This is a genomic window from Huijunlia imazamoxiresistens (assembly GCF_037132455.1).
Classification (GTDB): domain Bacteria; phylum Bacteroidota; class Bacteroidia; order Chitinophagales; family Chitinophagaceae; genus Flavisolibacter; species Flavisolibacter imazamoxiresistens.
Window position 1 is genome coordinate 11,793 of sequence record NZ_JBBBEI010000003.1, and the last position, 23,729, is coordinate 35,521.

At 59.0% G+C, this 23,729-nt stretch carries 15 protein-coding genes; 10 read left to right on the forward strand and 5 right to left on the reverse strand.

Going from position 1 to position 23,729, the window contains the following annotated elements; genetic code table 11:
- Positions 1–220: 220 nt before the first annotated feature.
- The 10 genes from V9K67_RS03990 to V9K67_RS04035 all read left to right on the forward strand — a co-directional run bounded on the left by V9K67_RS03990 (position 221) and on the right by V9K67_RS04035 (position 11,432).
- Positions 221–2,119 (forward strand): sensor histidine kinase, encoded by a 1,899-nt coding sequence (locus tag V9K67_RS03990; RefSeq protein WP_336720265.1) that lies wholly within the window; start codon positions 221–223, stop codon positions 2,117–2,119.
- Positions 2,120–2,318: 199 nt separating this feature from the next.
- Positions 2,319–2,552, forward strand: a complete 234-nt coding sequence (locus V9K67_RS03995) for a hypothetical protein (RefSeq protein WP_336720266.1) — start codon at positions 2,319–2,321, stop codon at positions 2,550–2,552.
- A 99-nt stretch (positions 2,553–2,651) separates the two neighbouring features.
- Positions 2,652–2,882 (forward strand): hypothetical protein, encoded by a 231-nt coding sequence (locus V9K67_RS04000; protein WP_336720268.1) that lies wholly within the window; start codon positions 2,652–2,654, stop codon positions 2,880–2,882.
- A 347-nt stretch (positions 2,883–3,229) separates the two neighbouring features.
- Positions 3,230–3,460 carry a hypothetical protein gene (locus V9K67_RS04005; RefSeq protein ID WP_336720269.1) on the forward strand — a complete coding sequence of 77 codons (231 nt, stop codon included), beginning with the start codon at positions 3,230–3,232 and terminating at the stop codon, positions 3,458–3,460.
- Between the two features lie 310 nt (positions 3,461–3,770).
- The gene (locus tag V9K67_RS04010; RefSeq protein WP_336720270.1) at positions 3,771–3,968 is read left to right on the forward strand and encodes a hypothetical protein; all 198 of its coding nucleotides are present in this window, start codon (positions 3,771–3,773) and stop codon (positions 3,966–3,968) included.
- 625 nt (positions 3,969–4,593) lie between these two features.
- Positions 4,594–4,818: a hypothetical protein gene (locus V9K67_RS04015; protein ID WP_336720271.1), complete on the forward strand. Its 225-nt coding sequence runs from the start codon at positions 4,594–4,596 to the stop codon at positions 4,816–4,818.
- A gap of 115 nt (positions 4,819–4,933) precedes the next feature.
- Entirely contained in the window at positions 4,934–6,145 is a 1,212-nt protein-coding gene (locus V9K67_RS04020) for a serine/threonine protein kinase (protein ID WP_336720272.1), read from the forward strand.
- A gap of 10 nt (positions 6,146–6,155) precedes the next feature.
- On the forward strand, positions 6,156–8,594 hold the full coding sequence (locus tag V9K67_RS04025; protein WP_336720273.1) for an ATP-binding cassette domain-containing protein: 2,439 nt from the start codon (positions 6,156–6,158) through the stop codon (positions 8,592–8,594).
- The gene (locus V9K67_RS04030) at positions 8,557–9,774 is read left to right on the forward strand and encodes an HlyD family secretion protein (protein ID WP_336720274.1); all 1,218 of its coding nucleotides are present in this window, start codon (positions 8,557–8,559) and stop codon (positions 9,772–9,774) included. Before V9K67_RS04025 ends, V9K67_RS04030 begins: the two co-directional genes overlap by 38 nt.
- A 218-nt stretch (positions 9,775–9,992) precedes the next feature.
- Entirely contained in the window at positions 9,993–11,432 is a 1,440-nt protein-coding gene (locus V9K67_RS04035) for a TolC family protein (protein ID WP_336720275.1), read from the forward strand.
- Between the two features lie 38 nt (positions 11,433–11,470).
- On the opposite strand, the gene V9K67_RS04040 is transcribed toward V9K67_RS04035, so the two are convergent.
- The 5 genes from V9K67_RS04040 to V9K67_RS04060 form a co-directional block, all read right to left on the reverse strand.
- Positions 11,471–12,481 carry a GntR family transcriptional regulator gene (locus V9K67_RS04040; protein ID WP_336720276.1) on the reverse strand — a complete coding sequence of 337 codons (1,011 nt, stop codon included), beginning with the start codon at positions 12,479–12,481 and terminating at the stop codon, positions 11,471–11,473.
- A gap of 163 nt (positions 12,482–12,644) precedes the next feature.
- Complete coding sequence (locus tag V9K67_RS04045; RefSeq protein ID WP_336720277.1) at positions 12,645–13,556, reverse strand: ROK family protein; 912 nt, start codon at positions 13,554–13,556, stop codon at positions 12,645–12,647.
- A gap of 125 nt (positions 13,557–13,681) precedes the next feature.
- Positions 13,682–15,094, reverse strand: coding sequence for an NADP-dependent phosphogluconate dehydrogenase (gene gndA / locus V9K67_RS04050; RefSeq protein WP_336720278.1), 1,413 nt, complete (start codon positions 15,092–15,094; stop codon positions 13,682–13,684).
- 85 nt (positions 15,095–15,179) lie between these two features.
- Positions 15,180–16,628 (reverse strand): gluconokinase, encoded by a 1,449-nt coding sequence (locus V9K67_RS04055; protein ID WP_336720279.1) that lies wholly within the window; start codon positions 16,626–16,628, stop codon positions 15,180–15,182.
- A gap of 221 nt (positions 16,629–16,849) precedes the next feature.
- Complete coding sequence (locus V9K67_RS04060; protein WP_336720280.1) at positions 16,850–23,518, reverse strand: autotransporter-associated beta strand repeat-containing protein; 6,669 nt, start codon at positions 23,516–23,518, stop codon at positions 16,850–16,852.
- Positions 23,519–23,729: the final 211 nt, after the last annotated feature.

Consider the following 23,729-nt stretch of genomic DNA (forward strand, 5'->3'; position numbering starts at 1 on the left):
GGCGACATGGCCGGCCGTTTTGTTAACAGACTGCAAAATAGACCAGGCTTCACTCATCAATAAGGGGGGTATTCTCATAAAAGGGGGGATTTTTTGGTAAGCACGCCCCGGCTTTCCCCCGGAAAACCCGCCGGGCAGGAGAAAGCAGGCGGCGGCAAGGGAGAAAATGGTAACTTTTCCCGATCCGCGCCAAATAGCGTAAATTGTAGTACGCTTTACCATGCCTGCCGATCTCCACGAAATGCTACTTGCCGAGCTGTTTGACTCCTTCCGGCAACCAATTACCTGGGCGGTGCCTGTTTTTGATTCCCAGCAGAACATCACCGACTTCGAGATCCGTTATTGCAACGAAATCGGCAGCACCTACTTTCGCCACCGCCCGGGCCAGGGCAAACAGGTAGGGATCCTGTCGGAGGGCACCTGGACCGAAGCCCAGAAACAGGAGGTCTTTGCCCAGACCCTGGAGGTTTTCTGTACCGGCAACCTCTTCGAAGGCGTTTACTATGACAGCGAGCACAACCGCTACGTGCATGTGCAACGCAGCCGCGTGCGCAACGGCGTACTCACCATCGCCACGGACCGCACCACCGAATACGAGGCCTTGAAGGAACAGCAACAGCAGAACGCCTTTTACGACCGCGTGATGGACGGCACCCTCCACGGTATCGTGGTGCTGGAAGTGGTGAAAAACGAAGCAGGGGCGGTGGCCGATTTCCGCTTTATCAGTATCAACCGGCGGGTAACCGAACTGCTGGGGAAAGAGCCCGGCGAACTGATCGGCCGCACCCTGGGCGAGCTGTATCCCCAGGACCGGACCGGGCGGTTCTTCCAGCTGTTCTGCCAGGCGCTGCGCAGCGGCACGCCCATCCGCCAGGAGCTCCAGTTGCAGTACGTGTCGGCAGGCAGCTGGTACGACTTCACCATCACGCAACTGGGCGACCGGCGCTTGCTGGTGAACTTCGACGACATCACCGAGAAAAAGCAGGCCCTCATCGCCCGGGAACAAAAGCGCCTCCTGCTCCACAACATCCTGAAACATTCGGCCAGCGGCATCACCGTGACCGAAACCATCCGCGGCGAGCAGGGCGAAGTGGTAGACTTCCGCATTATCATCGCCAACGAGGCGGCCCAGCGGATCACCGGCCACGAAACGTACCTCCAGAAAACCCTGCGCGACCTGAACCCCGAGATCATGACATCGCCCCTCGTCAAAGGATCGCTCAACACCCTGGCCACCGGTACCCCCTTTGTAAGCCAGTATTTCTCGCCCCACTCCCAGCGCTGGCTGGAAATGGCCGTATCGAAAATGGACGACGACCACCTGGTGAACATTTTTACCGACGTCACCCGCGAAAAAGAAGCCCAGCTGCAATTGGAACGGTCACTGGAAGAGCTGAAGCGCTCCAATGCCAACCTGGAGGAATTCGCCTACGTGGCCTCGCATGACCTGAAAGAACCCATCCGCAAGATCCATTTCTTCGCCAACCGCCTCAAGGACCAGTACGCCGGCGTCATGGACGAGAACGGCCTGCGCATCTTCGACCGGCTGCTGCTGGCGGCCCACCGTATGCACCACCTGGTCGACGACCTGCTGACCTATTCACAGGTCAGCATGCACCCGGCAGAAACCGAGGAGGTGGACCTGAACGAAAAAGTGCGGGGGGTGCTGGGCGACCTGGAACTGGTGATCGAAGAAAAAAAGGCCCGGATCGAACTGGACGACCTGCCCCCCATCCGGGGACACAGCCGACAGGTACAGCAATTGTTTCAAAACCTTATCAGCAACGCCCTCAAATACAGCAAGCCCGAGGTGCCGCCGGTGGTGCAGATCCGTTACCGAAAGGTCGACGGCACCACAATCCCCTATAAAGGGGCCGGCGAAACGCCTGCGCGGGAATACCACCTCATCGAGATCACCGATAACGGCATCGGCTTCGACCCGGCGGAAGCCGAAAACATCTTTCTCCTGTTCCACCGCCTGCACGGCAACTCGGAATACAAGGGCACCGGCGTGGGGCTCTCCATTGTACGCAAGGTGGTGGATAACCATCACGGCTTCATCACCGCCACCAGCCAGCCCGGCGCCGGCGCCACTTTTAGCCTCTATCTTCCTGCCTGAGGCCGCTTTATATATGCAAAAAAATTTTGTTCGTTTGATTTTTACAACTTAGCTTTATGATATCAAGCTCAATCGGAAAATCGGTTACCTGCAAAATTTACCCTATACGGCCTGAACCGTTTATCCTCAGGGTCTCACCCGTAGCTGCCGGTAGCTGTTCTTCCTGAGACCGTGCCTGACCACCTCCAACTATTCTTCTATGAAAAACCGCGGAAACCCCTGTATCCTGAGCGGTCGTTTCTTCACCCTGAGCCTGGCTCCCTACATTCCTTTTAGCAACTACCTGATCCCGACAACCACCTGCCCGGCTCCCGGAGACAACTTCCCGCCCCAGCCACCACCCTACCGGAAACCGAACACCTGTTCCCCCTTGCCCCTGTTTGGATACCGGAGCCCGGAAATGGTGCCGCCGCAAGGGCAAGCCAACACCTAATCGCTACACGTATTATTTCCCGTGCCGGGAAATAGAGGGAAGAAAGCGAAAACCCTTAAAAGAGTAGCTGATTATCGCACCAAACCAAAATTGTCTTTTATGATTAGTCTCCAAAACCTGCTCACCGGGCTGAAAGCCGCATCCATGAGTGAAATCGTAGGCGGTGGATGGAGAAGGTGGCACTGGAACACCTGGCACCACCACAGCAACCGCCATCACAGCAATCACCACAACAGTAACCACCACAATTACAGCCATCACCACAACAGCAATCACCACAACTACAGCGATCACAACCACCACAACACTCATCACAATCACTGGCATTAAGCCCCTGGCCGCTGCCGGGCTGCACCGGACGCAGGTGCACCCTCCACGACCATCCAAAGGAATGGGAGATCCTCCCATTCCTTTCCAGGCCTCAAACGGCCCAATAGCGGGCATCGCCCCTGGCGAAGCCCGGCCCCTTCGGGCCACGAACTGGTCTGAAGCCGTAAACCTGATCTCACCCAGCGCCCCTGCCGGAAACCGGAGCCGAGAAATTGTGCAGCCGCAAGGGCCCTGGTCACACGCATCCATATCAAGGATTTCCCCGTTCCAACGGACAGAAATACAAGGGAAGAAAGCGAAAACCCTTTAAAAGAGTAGCTCTTTCTAAAACACCAAAAGCGAATGTTATGATTAGTCTGCAAAACCTGCTCAACGAGCTGAAACCCGAATCCATCAGTGAAATCGTAGGCGGTGGCTGGCGCCGTTGGCGCCGCCGGCGGTGGCATAGCAATCACCACAGCAATCGCCACAGCAATCACAACAGCAACCACCACAGTAACTACAACAGTGACCGACACAGCAACCGCCACAGTAACCGCCAAAGTCGCCGCAGCAACCGCTACAGCCGCTGGCATTAAAGCAGGAACAGGGCGCTGCTCTTCAGAGCCCTGCCCGCCTTACGTATTTTTTAGAGCCAACCAAAGGAACGGGAGCCCCTCCCGTTCCTTTGTCCACAAGCATACCCGCATCCTCCGCCCCTCCTATCTCCTTCCCCGGGCCGCCGCCTATCAGCCTGCAGAAACCCCGCCTACACATTGTAAAAATTATTTTTATATCAGGTTCGTACAACCTAGCTTTATAGGCACAATCAGCATGGATTGCATTACAAGGGAAGAAAGCGAAAACCCTTTAACAGAGTAGCGCTATTCCACACCAAAAATGTCTCTTATGATTTGCTTGCAACAGCTGCTTACCGACCTGAAAGCTGAAGCCATCAGCGAAATCGTGGGGGGTTATAAGGGCGAAGGGACCTGGCACAGCCACCACGATGAATGGCACAGCCAGCACCAGAGCAACCGGCAAAGCCGTCGACAAACCCGTCGCCAAAGCCGCAGGAGCCAACACTACAGCCGCTGGCATGATTAGCGACCAAAGCCCGAAGCACGTTCTTATCAAAGGAAACAGGAACGGGAATCCTTCCCGTTCCTTTCTACCCCTATCCCATTGCCTGGGGCCGCTTTACATATTCCGAAAAATATTTGTTCGTTCAGTTTTATCCACTTAGCTTTATAGACTCAAGCTCAATCAGTAAATCCCCTACTTGCAAAAAATACCCTATACGGCCTGATCTGTTTATCCTCCGGATCGCACCCGTAGTTGCCGGTAGCCTTTCTCCGATTGAGGCCGTGCCTTTCCTCTCCCAGCTCCTGAGAAAAGCCCACAAACCTCTGTATCCGGCGCGATGGTACCTTCACCCTGAGCCTGACCGTTATACCCCCGAAAGGTGCTGCCTTGTTCCGGCAATCCCGGCCAGACCCTCCTGCAGGCACACGCCCCGCCCCAACAACCCTACCCGAAACCGCATACCTATTCTCCCATCCCCGTTGCCCCTGTACGAATACCGGAGACCTGATGTTGTGCACCCACACGGGCAACCCTCCACCCAGCCTGAACACGGACTATTTCCCCGTGCCAACGGACAGAAATACAAGGGAAGAAAGCGAAAACCCTTTAACAGAGTAGCTGATTAAAAACACCAAAATTGTCTTTTATGGTTAGCTTACAAAATCTGCTCACCGGGCTGAAGGAAGAATCCTTCAGCGAAATCGTCGGTGGTTGGAGAAGATGGCGCTCCTGGAGCAATCACAGCAACCACAGCCACCACAGCAACCACAGCGACCACAGCAATCACCACAGCAACCACAGCGATTGGCACAGCAACCGGCACAGCCGCAGACATAGCCGCTGGAGCCGCCGCTGGAGCCGCTGGCATTAAGCCCTGGCGATAGGGCGCTCCCTTTGCAGCGCCTGCGCGCCGACGCACGATTTATTAAAAAACACCAATAGGAACGGGAACCCTTCCCGTTCCTTTCCGCGCCAAAATGGTCCATATGGAGAAATACCGGATATCCAAACACGTGGAGCTGCTGGACCCCGCCGGGCTACCGGATGACGGCCACCACTTCCAGCCAGGGGAGTTTATCCTGGCCGATAAATCCCGCCAGCAGGAATTCCTGGTCAACGAAACCATCAAATACTTTATCGACAAATTCGCCGAGCCCAAAACCCGGGAAGAGGCGGTGGCGGAAATCGCCGCCGAACTGCACTGCAGCCCCGCTACCATCGAAAGCCAGTGCACCGACTTCTTCCGCCTCCTGCGCCACCGGCGCATCGTCGTGCCGGAAGACTATGAAGAAAAAGACCGCCCCAGCGAACCCCTGTTCAAAGCCGGCGACACCCTCGGCACCTACACCATCACTGCCCTCCTCTCCAACAACCAGGAAATGGAAATCTACCGCGCCACCCTTACCGGTGGCGACGACACCCTTTTCGCCCTCAAAGTGCTCAACGGCGCCCATTGCCGCCATGCCCGCGAACTGGAAGAAAGCCTCTCCATCATCCGCCAGGAATACGCCCTGCTGCAACAGGTAAAACACCTCCCCAGCCTCTGCCGCGCCTACGAACTGCACCTGTCGCCCCGCCCCGCCTACATGGTGCTGGAACATATCAGCGGCCAGTCGCTGACGGGCTATTTCCGGAAAACGCCCCAGCTGCAGTTGCCCGACTGCCTGGCCATCCTGGACCAAATCCTCGAGGGCTTCGCCGGCCTGCACCAGGCAGGACTCATCCACGGCGACATTCATCCCTCCAACGTATTGATCCGCGCCGATAAAAGCGTGAAGATCATCGACCTCGGCATGTCGCGCCACGTCCATCCCACCAAAGACGAGATCATGCGGTTCGGGGGCGTGGAAGCCTTCATGCCGCCGGAGCGCATCCACCGCACCAGCCTCCATAAGTATAGCCGGGGCCCCGATGTCTCGTCCGATGTGTACCAGCTCGGCGTCCTGCTCTTCGAGGCCTTCTACCTCCAGGACCCCTTTGGGGGCTTTACCTGGGAAGAACTTTCCCGGAATATAAAAGAGACGCCACCGGTCTTCCCGGATGTGTCTTTCCTGGGAACGCCGGTGCCCGAAGGCCTGCTGGCGGTGGTGCGCAAATGCCTGCATAAAAAACCTTCCGGGCGCTACCCAAACGGGGGCGCCCTCCTGCGCGACTTCCGCAAGGCAGCCGCCCTGGTGCCCCCGGTCCCGAACCTTTAACCCGTCTGCCATGCCCGCAAAAATCGAACAACAGCTCAAACAAAACGATTGCGGCATCTGTGCCGTGAAAACGATCTACAACCTGCACCAGATACCCGTTAGCCGGGCGTACCTGGACGAACACCTGCACCTGGACGAACAGGGTATCGACCTGCAGGAGATACGGGACTATTTCGACCGGCACCAGTTTCCTACCACCTATAACCTGCTGGACCTCAACTTCCTGAAATTCAACGCCCAAAAGCTGGCGGAATTCACCCCGTGCATCCTGCCGGTCAAAACCCCCCAGGGGCTGCACTACGTGGTGATCCGGGGCCTGGCCGGCAAAAAAATAGTGGTGCTGGACCCCGCCAACGGAACGGTGGAAAAATGGACCTTCCCCCAGCTGATGAACAATGCCCATACCGCTACCACCTGTTACGACTGGGTCAGCAGCAAAGACCTCTTTGAGCACATCATCCGGGAAGAACTGGCACCCTACGGCCTCGACCCTGAAAGCCTGCCGCCGGCCGACCCCGCCACCGTTATCAATAAGCTCACCTATTTTTCCTACCTGAAAGAGCACTTCGGCTTTTCGGGCCCGCCGGCGGAAAAAGCGTTCCTGGAGGACCTGTTGTACCAGCAGGAGCTCGGCCCCCTGCCTGCCCAGTTCCGTGCCCTCAAGGTGGCCGGGTCGCGCCTCCAAGTAAAGGCGCCGGTGGTGCTGACCGTCAAGCCCCCGGCCATCACCGCCCCTGCCGCCACCCCCCGGCCGGCCGAAGCACCCCTGAACCCCTACAAGCGCCTGTACCGCGAACTCAGGCAATACCACGGCCTCTGGGGCATTTACATCACCGCCGCCCTGGTGGCCGCCCTGTTTGCCCAGCTGACCGTTTTCAGCAACCAGATCCTGATCGACAACGTGCTCCCCGCCTTCAATACCAATCTGCTGGTGCTGTTTGCCGTGGGCCTGGGCCTGTTCAAGCTGTTCAACCTGGCCCTTTCCCTCTATAAAAGCTTTATCTCCATCCACCTGTCCAACATCCTCGACCATCACTTCCTGTCCACCTTCAGCGAACGGCTCAACAACTTTCCCATCCGCTATATCCACGCCTTCAGCAAGGGCGACCTGAGCGAACGCCTCAAGGACAGCCTCGCCCTGAAGACCTTCTTCATGAGCTTTTGCACCAACGTCCTCATCGACGGCTTTATCACCCTGTATTCCTTAGTTATCCTGTTCCTGATCAACTGGAAGGTCACCCTGATCGTGCTGGGTGTGCTGGTACTGTTCACCATCTGGTTCACGGTCATCACGCCCTATATCCGCGAATACGAAAAGGCCCGGTTCCTGGAAAAGTCCAACCTTTTTTCGGGCCTGTTCGAGAATATCGAGGGCCTGCAGGTGATCAAGTCGTTCCGGCTGGAAACCTTGTTTGTGCAACGGCTGGCGCCGCGGATCAAAAACCTGCTGCGCATTTCGATGAAAATGAAGTACGTGGGCCTGGTCAACTCGGCCGTCACCAGCGTTATCGGCACGGCGGCCGGCCTGCTGGTGCTGGTCGTGCTCACCCACGGCGCCATCACGGGCCAGAACGTCCCGGGCGGCCAGGGCATCAGCATGGGCCAGATCCTCACCTTCCTGTCCCTCACCTACCAGGTACTGTCGGGGGTGGGCAGCCTGCTGGATCAAAACCTGAACCTCCAGGAAAACAGCATCATCCTGAACCGCTATTACGATTTCAACAAGAACCAGGAGGGGGCCGCCACTCCCGCCCTGCATAAAAAGATCCAGGATTTTACCATTGAAACGCTGGAATTCCGCAACCTGTCGTTCCAGTACGTGCCCCAGAAACCCGTATTCACCAACCTGGAACTTACCCTGAAAAAAGGCGAAAGGATCCGCCTGGACGGCGGCAACGGCACGGGCAAAAGCACTTTTTGCAAGGTGCTGTCGCTGCTGTACCCGCCCGATGGCGGCGACATCCTGGTGAACGGGCAAAAATGGCAGTTCTACAACCAGTCGCAGCTGCGGGAAAAGATCCTGCTGGTGAGCAACGAGGACGTGCTGTTCAACGATACCGCCGGCTTCAACATCACCTTCAGCCACCAGGCCGATGCCGGTCCGGTGCTGACGCTGGCCAAAGAGCTGGGGCTGTACGACTTCCTGACCAGCCAGGGCGAAGGCCTGGACTTTATCATCAACGAACAGGGCCGCAACCTCTCTACCGGCCAGCGCAAAAAGATCCTGCTGATGCGGGCGCTGTTTTCCGGGGCCGAGATCATCCTGCTCGACGAGGTGCTGGCCGGCATCGACCGGGAATCGCGCGAAAAGATCGAACGCTTCATCAATACCCAGAGCGACAAAACCTTTATCGTCATTTCGCACGAGCCGCTGTTTCATTTACAATTCAACACCACGCTAATCATGAACAATGGAAGACTGGAACAACTACACTATCAGGGGATTTAGGTTTGCTACCTGGTTCTTCAGGCTGCTGCTCTTTATCCTGGCGACGAGCTTTGCCCTGCTGTTCGTACTGCGCATCAACGAAACGGTGGTGGTACGCGAAGGCGAGATCGTGGCCGCCAACCCTCAAACCGACTACAAGGCGCCCTTCGAGGCCCAGCTGGTCAAGCTCTATGTCACCGAAGGACAACCGGTGGCGCCGGGCGACACCCTGCTGGTGCTCAAAAACGAAACCCTGACGGTGGACCAGGCCGCCAAAAAAGCCGAAACGGTCAACCTGGAACAGAAGATACAGACCCTGGCGTTGCAGCAGGCAGCCGTGCAGCGGAAAAAGGCGGCCCTGGCGCAAGGCGGCAGCATCAGCCACCAAAAGCACCTGCAGGAACAACAGCGCCGCACCCAGGAAAGCGGGGCGCTGGCAGAACAATACCGCCTGCAACAGGAACGGGTGGCCACCCTGACCGAGAACTTCAATGCCGATGCCGAGCTGTATAAAAAAGACATGCTGAGCAAGGCCGACTACAACACCAGCCGGAACGCCTGGCTGGCAGCGAAGGAAGCCCTGGCCGGCCTGCACAGCCAGCTGCAGCGGCAGCGGGCGGAAAGCCGCATCGCCGGCACCGGCTTTCACAGCGAACAGAACACCCTGGCCATGAGCCGCATCGACCTGGAAGAATCCGCCCAGGCGCTGCAGCAGGCCCGCAACGAGCTGGAAGGCCTGCTGACCCAGGCGCGGCAAAGCCTGCGCAAGCTGGAGGCCGACCTGGACCGGCAATACATGCGGGCCGCCCGGGGGGGCATTGTCAATTTCGTGTACAACACCCGACAGACCAGCAACCTGATCAACAAAGGCGACCTGCTCCTCAGCATCGCCCCGCGGAATACGGTTTATTATGCCAAGGCCATCATCCCGGAAAAAGAAGCCCGCTATGTCCGGGCCGGCCTGCCGGCCCACCTGCGGCTGGATGCCTATTACCGCTTCGAGCACGGCCCCATCCGGGGAAAGGTCACCTACATGGCCGAACGCAAGGAAGGCGACAAGTACTACGCCCTGATCGGGCTGCCCCCCACCCGCAACCTCCAGCTCCGCTCGGGCTACTCCTTCCGCGGCGAGATCATCACGGGCCGCCTGACCCTTTTCCGGTATTGCTGCAAAAAGCTGTTCAAAAACCTCGACTCATGACCCGTGTTCCACATTCAAGTAAAAACAGTTTGTTGGAGACAACCGGCTTCCGCAGAAGCCCGGAGGGCTTCACTATGAATAGCCCCGGGTGCAACCCGGGTTCAGCAGTAGTTCGTCCCGACAACCCTGAAGGGGTTGATGGTGTCCTCGCCGATTTTCAGCAGCCTCCCATTTCGAAGGATGCTCCGGAAAGCCTTCCTGATAGGGAATTATCCCCTGTGGAGAATCCCACAATCAACCCCATTCGGGGTTGCGTCCTCGATGGGCGCCTGTTCCCCGGGTGGCACCCGGGGCTATTCACAATGAAGCCCTTCGGGCTTCCTTTTAGCCTTCCCCTAAAAACAGGTATCCTGATTATAGGCCTGCTCATAACGTTCCTGGCCATTGGCCAGAAAACACTGACGCTGGAAGATTGTTATGAACTGGCGCGGGCACAGAATACCACGCTCAAGCGGGCGCAAAATACGGTGGACGCCCAGCTGCTGGACCGGCAGACTGCCCGGCACCGGCAACTGCCTACCGCCTCCATGAACTTCGGCCACTGGTTTTCCTACGGCAAGAACATCGACCCCGTGACCAACGTATTCATCAACGAATCGTTCAGCGGCGGCAACATGGGCCTGGACATCGACCTGAAGCTGTTTTCCGGCCTCCAGACCTTTTACACGATCAAACAAAGCGGCCTGCTGCTGCAGGCTTCCGAATACGAAAAGAAAAGGACGGAACTGGAAGTGCTGACCAACACCACCCTTTGCTATGCGCAAATGCTGTACAACAGGGAACAACTCCTGATCGTCCGCAACCAGCAGCAGACCACGGCCCGCGAACTTGAAATAGCGAATGAAAAAATAAAGGTGGGCCGGGCCGACAAGAACGAATATTACCTGCTGCTGTCGCGGCAGCATACCGAGGAGGCCAACCTGGTATCGGCCCGCAACGACTCCATGGCCCGGGCGCAGGAGCTGAAACAACTGCTGAACCTTCCCTACACCGAAAAAATAGAGATCGCCCCGCCGGATACGGCGGCACTGGCCCGGATCCTGCAGGCCGACTTCCCGCTGGCCGCCCTGCTGGAGGAGGTGCTGTCCCGCCACCCGGCCCTGCAACAGGCACGCATGACCGAACAGGCGAGCCAAATGGGCGAGAAGGTCGCCCGCAGCAGCCTTTTTCCTACGCTTTCGGTAGGCGGCAACCTCGTTTCCAACTACAACCGCAGCCTGGTGGACGCCAATGGCGACAAGCTGCCGCTGCGGGCACAGCTCAATAACAATTTCGGGCAGAACATTTACCTCACCCTGCGGGTACCGATCTACGCGCAAAAGGAATTCAGTAACCGGGTAAAAAAAGAAAAGATCAGCAGCGCCAACAGCCGCCTGGCCCTGACCGAAACGGAACAAACGGTGGTGGGCGGCGTGCTGCGGCTGGTCAATGATTTCAACCTGGCGAAGCAAAAGTTCCGGGCCACCCAGGCCGCCCTGGAGCAAAGCAGCCTGGCCTATGCCGTTTATACCGAAAAGTACCGCCTGGGGCGGGCCGGCTCGCTGGAGCTGGTCACCGCCAAAGACCTCCTGTATGCCGCCCAGGCCCGCCACCTCCAGGCCAAGCTGGAGCTGTTCTTCCAGCACCAGCTGCTGCAACTGCTGCGCAATGCCCGCTAACGGGTACGATCAACGACGCCTGCCTGTTTCACCCGGCATCAGAGCGAATGGCGGCGGATCATGTAAAAGGGATTCTTTTTTTCCTCGAACTGCCGGTTGAGGATCAGCTGGGCGGCGGAGCAGCCCATGCCGGCAAAGTCGGTGGTTACCACGGTGATGTCCAGCAGCTCTTTCAGCACGGTTTCGTTGAAGGAAATGATGCCGACCTCCTTTCCCAGGGCCAGGGACGATTTGCGGATGGCTTTCACCAGCACGGCCAGGTCGGCCTCCTTAATAGCAATATAGGCGGTGCGGGCCTCCAGGGCCACCTTTGCCGCCCCGTCGGTGACGGTGAACGCCTTCTGGTGGCGGCTGCAGAAATCGCCAATGCCTTCAATGATCTCCACCGGGTGGTTGCTGTGCTGCGGGAAAAGGAGCACCAGCCGGTCGTATTTTTCAAACAGGTCCAGGGCCGATTCCAGGGCCCCGTCGATGTCGTGGCGGAAATCCTGGTAAACGGCCATATGGCCCGCCTCCAGCCCGGGCACATGCCGGTCGAGCAGCACCAGCTCGTTGGCCGGGATCTTTTTCAGCACCGGCAGGTATTGGTTGATCTCGGCCTGGTGAAAAAAGTGCGGCATGATCACATAATAATGGTACCGGCCCAGGTGGCTTTCAATGATGTCCCGGAACAGCTGCGGGTTGTAGTGGTGGATCTGCAGTTCCACGGTGGCCTTGTCGCCCAGGGATTCCAGAAAACTGTCGTACACGATCTTTTTATACGAGCTGAGTTTGTTGAACAGGAGCAGGACCTTCAGCTTTTGATCTTTTTTGCCGGCCACAAAGTACCCCCGGCCGGCTACCGAGGTAATGTAGCCCTGGTCTTTGAGCAGGCGGTAGGCCCGCTCCACCGTGTCGCGGGCCACGGAATATTTCTCGCTGAACTCGTTGATGGAAGGCAGCAGAAAGTCTTTCTCCAAAACACCCTTTTCGATGTTGCGGATAAAGGAATGAGCGATCTGCTGGAATTTCGGTTGTTTGTTTTTGGGATTGATACGGATGGAGAACATAAGCGTTTAATCGTAGTTGGTTGCACCCGGAAATTTCGGTCGCCCAAATTACGATTAATCAAGGAATTAGTTCATTGGTTCATTGGGAATTAGGGGTTTCCCCGCCGGGAAAAACGTTTCCGGCCAAGGCCCAATGAACCAATTAACCAATTACCTAATTCCCCTATACCAATGCGGCACATGGCCGCATCTTGTTCGCCCAGAGGCTGGCGGCGCCGATCAGGGCGGCGTCTTCGCCCAGCACGGCCCGGCGGATCACCAGCTTATCGAGGTGCTTTTCCAGCAGCAGGCTCAGTTGGGGAAAAAACCGGTCGTAGGCATCGGCCAGGCAACCGCCAATGAGCAGGACCTCGGGCTTTTCGGACTGGATGACCCCGCCCAGGAAGTGGGCCAGGTTGTGCGAAAACACCTGGAACAGGCGCTGCACGCCCGGCTCGCCGCATTCGCGCTCCAGCACTTCCCCGAAATTCCGGACCGGACCGCCGGCCAGCTCGCCGCAGCGTTTTACAAACCAGCGGGTGGACAGGTAATCTTCGGCGATGCCGTCGAGGAACTGGGAGGTGCTCAGGTGGGCGTCCTCGGTGCGCCCGTGGCGGCAGCGGGCCGATCCCAGGCCGGCGCCCAGCTTGATGCCCACCACGTTGCCGAAACCGGCGGCTGCTCCGCAGAGCACCTCGCCGGCCAGGAAGGCCTCGGCCTCGTTGCGCATTTTTATATGGTCGACCGGCAGGGAAAACCTGCGGGCAAAGAATTCCTTTACGTTAAAACCGTAAAGCGCATCATATTTATTCAGGTAGCGGATATGCGACACGCCCCCTTCGTAATCGAAGGGTCCCGGCATGGCGATCGCCAGGCAATCGACCGGCACCGGGCTTTGGGCCAGGGCATCGCCCACCGTTTGGCCCCAGGCCCCGAGTATATCCTCGGCCGGCCCCAGGGCGTCCACGCACGAACGCCGGCGGGTACCGGGTACGATCTGATTATTTTCAAGGTCCACTACCGCAGCGGAAACATGCCCGCTGCCCACATCCACCCCCAGAGCAAAAGACTCACTCTCTGTGTTTGCTCGCATCATAACGCTTTTTTTCTTTGACGGTTTCGGAGGCAAAAGGTTAATCCCCTGCCATTTGCGGCAGCAAAAGTACCGGGTTGTGGGTTAACCACCATCTCAATTCTTCAACGATTTCTCTCTTCCCCCTGTTATTCGTGCCATTCGGTATGAAAAACACCCGGTTTGTCGATGCGCTGGTAGGTGTGGGCGCCAAAGAAATCGCGCTGTGCCTGGATGAGGTTGGTCGGCAGGCGCTCGCTGCGGTAGCTGTCAAAATAGGCCAGGGCGCTCATCAGCGCCGGCACGGGGATCCGGGCCTCCACCGCCCGGGTGATGGTTTTCCGCACCCCCTCTTCTCCGGCCTGCACCAGGGCGGCAACGTCCCCGTCGAGCAGCAGGTTTGCCAGCTCGGGGTGGCGGTCAAAGGCGGCGGCGAAATGCACCAGCAGGTTCGAACGGATGATGCAGCCGGCCTGCCATACCTGCACCACCGCCGGCAGCGGGATCTCCATTTCCTGTTCCACCGAGGCCCGGCCCAGCATGTCGAGCCCCTGGGCATAGGCCATGATAAAGCCGAATACGAGCGCCTGCTCCAGGTCGGCCAGGAACTGCGGGTCGGCCCCGGTCTGCCCGGAGCGCCCCGGTCCGTAAAGGGCGGCGGCTTCTTTGCGTTCGTGTTTAAATCCCGAAAGGTTGCGGGCGGCCACGGCGGCATCGATGCTGGGTATGGGCACGGGCAGGTCCAGGGCTTCCTGGGAGGTCCATTTGCCGGTGCCCTTCGAGCCGGCCTGGTCCAGGATCACGTCCACCAGGAAGTTGTCGCTGCCGGCGTCCTTGGTCTGGAAGATGTTGGCGGTAATGTGGACGAGGAAGGATTGGAGGGGCCCCTTGTTCCACTCCTTGAAGAGGTTGTGAAGCTGTTCGTTGGTCAGGCCGGCCGAGCGGTGCAACAGGTCGTAGGCCTCGCCAATCAGCTGCATCAGGGCGTATTCGATGCCGTTGTGCACCATTTTCACGTAATGGCCGGCGGCGCCGTTGCCCATAAAGTCCACGCAGGGCCGCCCGTTGGCTTTGGCCGCCACCGCCTCCAGCACCGGCTTGAGGTATTGGTAGGCCTGGCGGTCGCCCCCCGGCATCAGGCTGGGTCCCAGGCGGGCGCCCAACTCGCCGCCCGACACGCCCATGCCGAAGAAATGCAGGCTCTTCTCGTTCATCCAGTTGACGCGGCGCAGGGTGTCCTTGTAGTACGAGTTGCCGCCGTCGATGACGATATCCCCCGGCTCCAGCAGGGGCAGCAGGGAGTGCAGCACGTCGTCCACCGGCCCGCCGGCGGGCACCAGCATCATCAGCTTGCGGGGCTTTTTCAGCGATTGCACCAGGGTATCGAGCTGTTCCACGCCCTTGACCACCGTGCCGGGTTTGGCGGCTGCTTCCAGGGCCCGGCAGCGTTCGGGTTTCAGGTCAAAGCCGATGGCGGCAAACCCCTGGTCGGCCATGTTCAGGAGCAGGTTGCTGCCCATAACCCCCAGGCCGATCATTCCAAAGTCGTATAATGTGTTCATAATGTAATGATTGATAAATGAAATAGCAGGAAATGTTCCCCTTCCCCAAGTAACTAATAAACCAATTCACCAATTGCCTTGCTCCTCAGTAGTTCATTTCCTCCTTCAGCAGGCCGTACAGCCGTTCGAATTTGGCAAAAGATTCCTGGTAGCGCCCGTGCAGGGCGGCATCGGGCGAAAACCGGGAGGCCACCTTGGTGTTGGGTTTAAAGGGGAGCCCCAGCGCTTCGCTCCCGATCATGACGGCGCCCAGGGCGGCGCTTTCCACCGAGCCCGACACCACCACCTCTTTTCCGAATACATCGGCCAGGATCTGCACCCACATCGGGTGGCGGGCAAAGCCGCCGTTGGCGTTCACGCCGGACACCTCTTTGCGCTCCAGCAGGATCTTCCCGATGCTGTAGAGGCAGTAGATCACGCCTTCCACCGATGCCCGTACCAGGTGCGCCCGGGTATGGTGGATGCCCAGGCCGAAGAACAGCCCTTTGGCGGAGGCATTGTACAGCGGGGCCCGTTCGCCCAGCAGGTAAGGCAGGCACAGCAGGCCGTCGCTGCCCGGGGCGATGTCGCCGGCGCCCTGGTACAGCTCCTCGTAGGTGTCCGGGGTCTGCAGGAGCTTTTCCTTTAGCCATTGCAGCACCACGGCGCCGTTGTTGGTGGCGCCGCCGGCAATATAGGAGCGGTCCTTCAGGTGGTAGCAGAAGGTGCGCATGGCGGGATCCGTCTCCGGGCCGTCCACCACCATCCGGGCGGCGCCGCTGGTGCCGATGGTGACGGTCAGGTTGTGTTTCTGGAGGGCGCCGGCACCCAGGCTGGCCAGGGCCCCGTCCGAGCCCCCGATCACCACGGGGGTGCCGGCGGGCAGGAACAGGCGGGGATTGTTGCCTTTGTAAGGCAGCACCTGCTTGGGCGATACCACTTCCGACAGCTTGTCGGCGGGCAGCTCCAAAAAATCCAGCACCCTGTCGTCCCACTGCAGGCTTTTGCTGTTGAGCAGGCCGGTGGCCGAGGCCACGGATGTATCCACGAGAAAGGCACCAAAGAGCCGGAAGAACACGTACTCCTTGATGCCGATTAATTTATGCGCAGTATGAAAGGTGACCGGGTCGTGCTCGCGCAGCCAGATCAGCTTGCAAAAGGGCGACATGGCATGGACCGGCACGCCGGTGGCCTGGTAAAAGGCGCTGCCGTCTTCGGTAAACCGCAACATTTCGGCGATGCGGCGGGCCCGGTTGTCGGCCCAGATGATGACGGGCGTCAGGGCGTTGCCGTTTGCATCCACCGCCAGCAGGCTGTGCATGGCGGCGCTGAAGGAAACCAGCAGCGGCGAATTGGGCGACAGTTGCGCCGCCATTTTGTTGATGCAGTTGACCACGGCTGCCGTGATCTCCTCCGGGTCCTGCTCGCTCCAGCCCTGCTGGGGATGCTGCATGCCGTAACTGATCCTATGGCTGGCCAGGACCGCTCCTTTTGCCGAAAAAGCCACCGCCTTGGTGGCCGTGGTCCCGATATCAATGCCCAGGTAATAATCCATAAGCTCAACGATAGTATTTAGGTAATTCCTCTCTCCACGAAGTATGCCTTTTTTCGTCCTCCCTATGTATGCACCAATCAGGCCAATAAGGTTTGGCCTTCCTAGTCGCCTGATTGGGAACAAAATGCACCATAACGCGCCGGGCCGGAAAAGAAAAAGGAGGGCGCCGGGGGCGCCCTCCTTTGGAGAGAAATAAATGGACTCGGAAGGAGATCGGGAAATTACTGGATGAGGACCATGCTGGTTTGCACAAAGGAACCAACAGCCACACGGACCATGTACATGCCTTTGGGCACGCCCTGCAGCTTGAATTCACGCTGGTACACATCGCCCGACTTGCCTTCGCTCACCGCCTGGATCAATACACCATTGCTGTTGTAGATGCCGATCACTACGGTGCCGGTTTCCCGGCTGTTCAGCCGCACCTTGAAATTGCCGTCCGTCGGGTTGGGGAACACCTTCATGGTCTCCAGCGAACTGTTGGCGCTGCCGCCCCCGTTGCTGTTGGCGAACAGGGCCGTGGCGCTTTCGGACGACAGGTTGCCCGCCGCATCCGCAGCGATCACGGTGTAGGCATATACCAGGCTTCCGGCAGGGGCATCGGTAATAAAGCTGGTAGTGGTTAAGGGCTGTTCGTTGAGCTGTTTGCCGTTTAAGAAAACAAAATAACCCGCTACGCCGATGTCGTCGGTGGTCGCCTGCCACATCAGGCCCACTTTCCCATCCGCCGTTTTGGTGACGGTGAGTGCCTGCGGCTGCAGGGGGGCTGTTTTATCGGAAACGGTCAGGGATTGCACCATGGTCGGGGCGCTCTTATACATGTAGTTGCCTTCCTGGGCAGCGGCAATCAGCGTAGTACCCAGGCCCCTGATATGCACCTGGCCGTTGACGATCGTCGCCACATCGGTGTTGGAAGACGTATAAACGATGCCCAGGTTGGAAGAAGCGGTGGCACCGGCATCGAAGTCGGCCGCTCCGTAGGCTTTCTCGCCCAGCGGGGCAAAGCTGATTACCTGGTCCCGCTTCTCCACGGTCAGTTCGCGGACAAGGGCGGCAGCCCCATGGTAAAAATTATCACCCTCCTGGCGGGCCGTGATGGTGGTGGTGCCTGCTCCCAGGATGCGCAGCGTGGCGCCGCTCACGACAGCCACTTCCGGATTGGAGCTGCTGTAGCTGATGGCAAGGCCCGAGGTAGCGGTCGCTGTCAGTGGCACATCGGCATCACCTACCTTTTGGGTATCCAGTGCCGCGAAGGTGATGGTTTGCTCCCGCTTCTCGCGGGTATAGGACTCGCCTGCCGTAAAGCCGGCTGCCAGGGCGTTGCTCCAGAAATCGGTGATACCGGTGCCCTTAATATCCAGGCGCAGCGTACCCTCACCGCTGATGCTGTTGACCACAACATCATAGGCAGCTCCCGAAACCGGCGTTACCGAGGCTACGGTACCCGTAATGCTTCCGCCGGGGGTCAGTGCAAAATCGGACACATCCACATCCTGCACGTTTTCGGAAAACTGGACACGGTACGTAAGCAGTGAATCCGAGGTGTTTTCTGTTGCCGGGGCCTGCCGGGTGATGGCCGTTACGGTGGGCGATGCAATGCCCGCCTGGCTGACCACGAAGGTTCCTGTTTGGGTATTGCCGGAAACCCTGGCAAAATAGGGAATGGAAACGGTGCCCGAGCCGGAGATGGCGGCGGCGGCTTCCGACCAGGTTTGGTTGCCGTTGTAGCGGCCCAGGGCCACTGCACCGGCGGGGTTGAAGCCGGAACCCTGGTTGGCGGTTACCCAGCCCAGGCTGACGGCCAGGTTGGAAACGCTGCCGGCCGGCGTCACGCTGAATTGTTTGTTCACTACTTTGGAAGCATCGCCTACCGGGTAGGACAGACCGGTTTTTACACCGACTGCGATATCCATTGTGGCGGAATTCGTCAGCTTCACCGGGCTGTAGGTATTGCCGGAGCCGATGGGAAACAGTACTTCCGAAGTGCCGACCTTATTTTTCAGCACGCCGTTTCCGCTGATGTTGTAGAAGATCTGGCCGCTGGTGGCATTGTTAAACACCATGTTCGTAGGCGTATTGGAGCCGGTAGCCCGGATGCCCGCATCCACCACGCCGTTGGGGCCGATGTTGGCATTCATGGTGCCCGCGGTGGCCGAGGTGCTGGCAAAGCGCATGGCGTTACCGGTCAGCCAGGAGCCGTTCACGTTAATGGTGATATTGCTGTTGGCCAGGGTGGAATGCGCCACGATGCAGGAAGTGCCGGTGGAACGCATGTCCAGTGTACCGTTGATGTTGTACGTATACCGGCCGAACTCGACAATGGTATTGTTCGTGGGAGTGCTGCCGGAATGGAGGTAGCTGTTGCTGCCGGTAATCGTTACCGTTTTTCCCTCGCTGATGGTGAGGGTCACGTCATCATCGTTTTGCGCGGCAGTGCCCGTGGAACCGAAAGCCCGCATATAAGAGGCCAGGTTCAGGTCGGCGTCGATGATCACTTCCACATCCTGCACCCCGCTGTTCATGGTAAACGTATTGAGGTAGTAGGTGCTGGTACCGGTTATGTAGGTGGTGCCGTTGGTACGGGTACCTTCAAAGTTGATCCGGTTGGTAGACGTAGTGGAGGAACCCACCGTACCGAAGTTGTTGATGCTGCCCACAACGCGCAGGTTCCGGTTGGTGACGGTTGTGCTCGAGCCGTCGGTGCCGGACACCAGGGTGCCGCCGCTTTCCACCACTACGTTGTTGACGTTAGTCGTGGCATTGAGGCGCACGGTATGGCCGAAGCGGATGGTCACCGTGTTGGTGCTGCTAGAGGGGATTGCCGTGGTGGCCTTCCAGCTGGTGCCGTCGAAGGTTTCCCAGATGTTGGTGGCTACGGAGGTGGTACCCCAGTTGCCGGTGGCGGCGGAGCGGAAATCACCCGCTACCGTAACGGGCACATTGGCGGTTTTGAAGTTCCAGGTAGTGCCGGTGGTGGTGCCGTTGCCGTTTTGGGCATCGATCCGCCAGTAATAAGCCGTATTGGGCTCCAGGGCCGGGAGCGTATAACCGCCTGCGGTGGCGGCCACTTCGGCCACCTTGGTCAAAGCGGAGGGGCTGGTGCCCAGGTACACCTGGTAGGTGTCGGCATAATTGCCGGTCCAGTCCAGGTCGATGCTGCGCCCGTTGAGGAACACGTTGGTCGCGTTGTTTGCCGGCGAGGGCGTGGCGGTGACGGTGGGCAGGATATCCGCTGCCGGGGTGGTAACGCCCACCACCCTGCTGTAGTTGGACGCGCTCAGGGAGCTGTGGGCCTTGATGCGGTAGTAGTAGCGCATGCCGCCCTGCAAACCGTTGTCGCTGTAGGTGGTGGTGTTGGCGGCAGGATGGGCCACGTCGGCAAAGTTGATGCTGTCGGTGCTGCGCTCCAGGATAAAGTAATCTTCGTTGTCGGAAAGATCGTCCCAGCTGACGCTGATGTTGCTGGCGCCGCCGCCCGGTGCGATGGCTGCATCCAGGTGCAGGCTGGCGGGGGCTTCCACGTAGTTGGGCGCCTGCACCTGCAGTTCGCCGGTGGCGGGCTTGAACACCCACAGCAGGCCGGGAGCCGGCGTGGCGGGCTCGAAGCCGGTGATGGTGCCCGTTACGGCCGCTGTCGTGCTGAAGATCTTATACGTATCGCCGGAAACAGGCGTGCCCGTAAAGTTGATCTTCAGGGTGCCGCCGTAGGCGATGTTGCCGGTAACGGCGAGCTTATCCCAGCTGTTAGCGGTTTTGTTGATGTCCACGGAGGTCAGGGCGGTGGCCTGCAGGGTCAGCTTGTCCTTCAGCGTAAAGGTGCTGCGGGAGCTGTCGCCCGGTTCCAGGGTGCCCCAAACGTCCACGGCCCCGGCCAGGCTGCCTTTACCGGCCAGGATGGCCCCTTCTTCCACGGTGATCTTGCCGGGACCCGAATGGGCGCCGTTCACAATGAGCTTGCCGTCGGTAACGGTGGTGGTGCCCACATAGGTGTTGTTGCCGGTGAGGCGCCACAGGCCGCTGCCTTCCTTGACGATGGTGGTGGTGCCGGACCCGTCGGCGGCATTGCCGTACAGGTGGTTGTTGATGACGCCGTTAAAGGTCTCATCGGTGCCGGCTGCTCCCACTACATAGGTGGTAAACCCTTCGCCGAAGGAGGGCGACTTGGTACCGCCGGTCGACAGCCAGGTGCCGGCATTGCCGGACAGGCCGCCGATGTACAGGGTATTGTTGTTCTGCCAGGAGGCGATCTTGGTGTTGCCGGTGGTCACGATGCGGTTGGCGGGAAAGCCCGTACCGTTATCGATCAGCAGCAGGCTGTAGGTATCGGCGGTGTTCACGCCATTGGCCACCAGCGTACCGGTAAAGTCGCTCCAGTCGCCCTGTACCAGTTCGCGCAGGTAAGGAATGGTGTAGTTGAGGGTACCGTTGCCGTGTACCGTCATCGACAGGTTGGCGTTGCGGAAAGGTTCAAAACCGTTGACGGTGCTGTCGTCCACGTACAGCTGCAGGGGGTAGTTCTCATAGATTTCGCCGCTGCCGTTGGAGGTTTTGTAGGTGCCGTTGTGCAGGCGCAGCACGTTGGAAGTGCCGATGCCCTGGTTGTTGTCGATAATGTCCTGGGCCAGGGTGGCGCTGCTCACGGGGCTTACTTCCAGCGTACCGCCGTTGATGATGGTTTCGCCGGCGTAGGGGTTGGCATTTTTCAGTACCAGCTTGCCCGGGCCCGACTTCACCAGTCCGCCTTCGCCGGTCAGTACGCCGTTGAAGGTAACGGTGCTGGCGCTGTTGCTCACATTAAACTCGGTGGTGGCATCCAGCACGGCGTTGCGGTCGGTGCCCACGGTGGGACCGGTGTATTTCCAGGAGCCGCCCTTCCATACCCAGTTAAAGCCGTAGTTGGGCGAAGCGCCCAGCGAGGAGGCGGCGCCGCCGTTGGCCAGCTTACTAAATTCGATGGTGCCTTCGTGCACTACGGTAGCGCCGGTGTACGTATTGGCCGCTCCCAGGGCCAGCGTACCGGCGCCTGATTTGTTCACCGACTTGTTGCCGGCGATAAAGCCCGTACCCGAGAAGGTGTAATTGCCCCCACTGTTCACCAGCAGGTCGCCGGGCGCCAGTTGCTCGGCCAGGCTGATGGTCTGACCCGAAGGGCCTGCTTCGGGAAAGTGCAGGCTGCTGCCGTCGGTATAAACCGCCGGGCTGTTGTCCGCAGTTTTCCAGTTTTGGGTGCTCTTATCCCAGGTGCCGTTGAGGGCGCCGGTCCAGGTGAGGCCGGGCGCAAAGGTGGCGGGGTCCAGCACGGGTACTTCCACCGGTTTGGACTTGGCCGCCAGCTCGTTGGAATAAGCCGATTGCAGGCTGCCGTTAAAGGCTTTTACCCGGAAGATATCGGTCTGCTCCGGCTGCATGCCGGTTACCTCAAAAGTATTTTGGTTGACCCCGGTGGTGCCGATTTGCACAAAAGAGCCGTCCACTTTTTTCTCGATGATGTAGCCCTGTTCCTTTTCGGTATAATCCAGCCAGGTCAGGAGCACGGAATTTTGCGTGGCCGACTCTACCTTCAGCTTCATGGGGGTGCGCAGGTATTCCTGCGAAGCAGCGGCGGTGAGGCCGTTGATATAGGTTTCGATGTTGGTATAGCCCGAAGGGGTGACGACCATCGCATCGGCTACCGAAGGATTGGTGCCGTGGGTGGCTTCCCAGGCGTCGGGCATGCCGTCCTGGTCGGAATCGGTGCGGGCGGTGCCGGCCCAGAGGTTCCAGGTAGTGGGCACGCCAAAAGGCAGGGAGCTTTCGTTGGCGATCAGCTCACCTTTCTTGCCCAGCGATTTCACTTCATTCACCACGTAATAGTCGGCATAGTCGCGGTACGGCAGGCTGGCCCCTACGGTGGGCAGCAGGTCGGCCACCAGGTCTTTTGCCGGCACGGTGGGCAGGGCGGGATAGTTGTAGGGCGTTGCCTGGAAGTCGGGCGGTCCCTCGTATTCGCTTTGCGGCAGGGTGTAGGGGTTGAAGACGCCGTCGCGGTTATTGTCGTACAGGTTGTCCGCCGCATAAATATGGAACAGCGAATTACCCAGGCTCATCGGGCGTACGCCGTCCGTGGGGCCCTGGATAAAGCAGTTGTTGGTCACATTGACGTAAGAGTTGCCGCTGGATTCGCCACCCATGATGTAGGCGCCGGCGCTCCAGTTGTACACGATGTTGTTGACGTACTGGTTCACCCCTTTCACCTTGTTGTTGCGGGTGCCGTTGTCCGCATACAGGTTGCGGTACAGGGTGATGCCCCCGTCGCATTGCATCAGGCCGCCCGCCGAGTGGGTCAGCAGGCCCTGGGAGATGATGGAGTTTTGAATCGTGATGTTCTGGGCGGTGGAGGAGTTGATGGAAAAGTTCTCATCGCGGCCCCAGGAAACGGAGCAGTGGTCAAAGATGATGTCGTGGCCGGAGGCGAGGCCGTTGGCGTCCACGCCGCTGCTGCCCACGGCGCCCATGCGGATCTTCATGTAGCGGCAGATGGTGTTGTGGGCATTGGAAAACGACCAGCCGTTGCCGTAGACCGTAATGCCTTCGCCCGGGGCGGTCTGGCCGGCCAGGTAGATGTTGGCCGATACGATCAGGCGCTCGGTGATGCGGATGACGCCGGCCACGTCGAACACTACGATGCGGTTGGGAGCGCTTACGGCATCCCGCAGGGAGCCCGCACCGGAATTATTCAGGTTGGTCACCCGGTACACCGAACCATAACGGCCGCCGGTGGCGTACTTGCCAAAACCTTCGGCTCCCGGGAAAGCCGGGAGCTGGGCCTGGGCCTGCTGAGCGGAAAAAAGGGAAAGGGCCAGGGTCAGCAAAGCGATAGGCTTGCCCCTGCCAGGGTAGAGTTTTCTCATTGGCAAATCGTACAATTTGTGTTTACAACTGTTTACAATCGTTAGAATTTTCCGGCCGGGTCGATCCCGCCGCGGCTCGGCATATCTTCTTATTTAAGGACTAATTTTCTGTGGCTGGTGTTCCGAAAAAAAGACCGCCTTCCGGCTCGTGGGCAAACACGGAAGCGCAGAGGCAATGGCCAGGTTCTGTCCGGCAGCCTTTTGTTTAGCA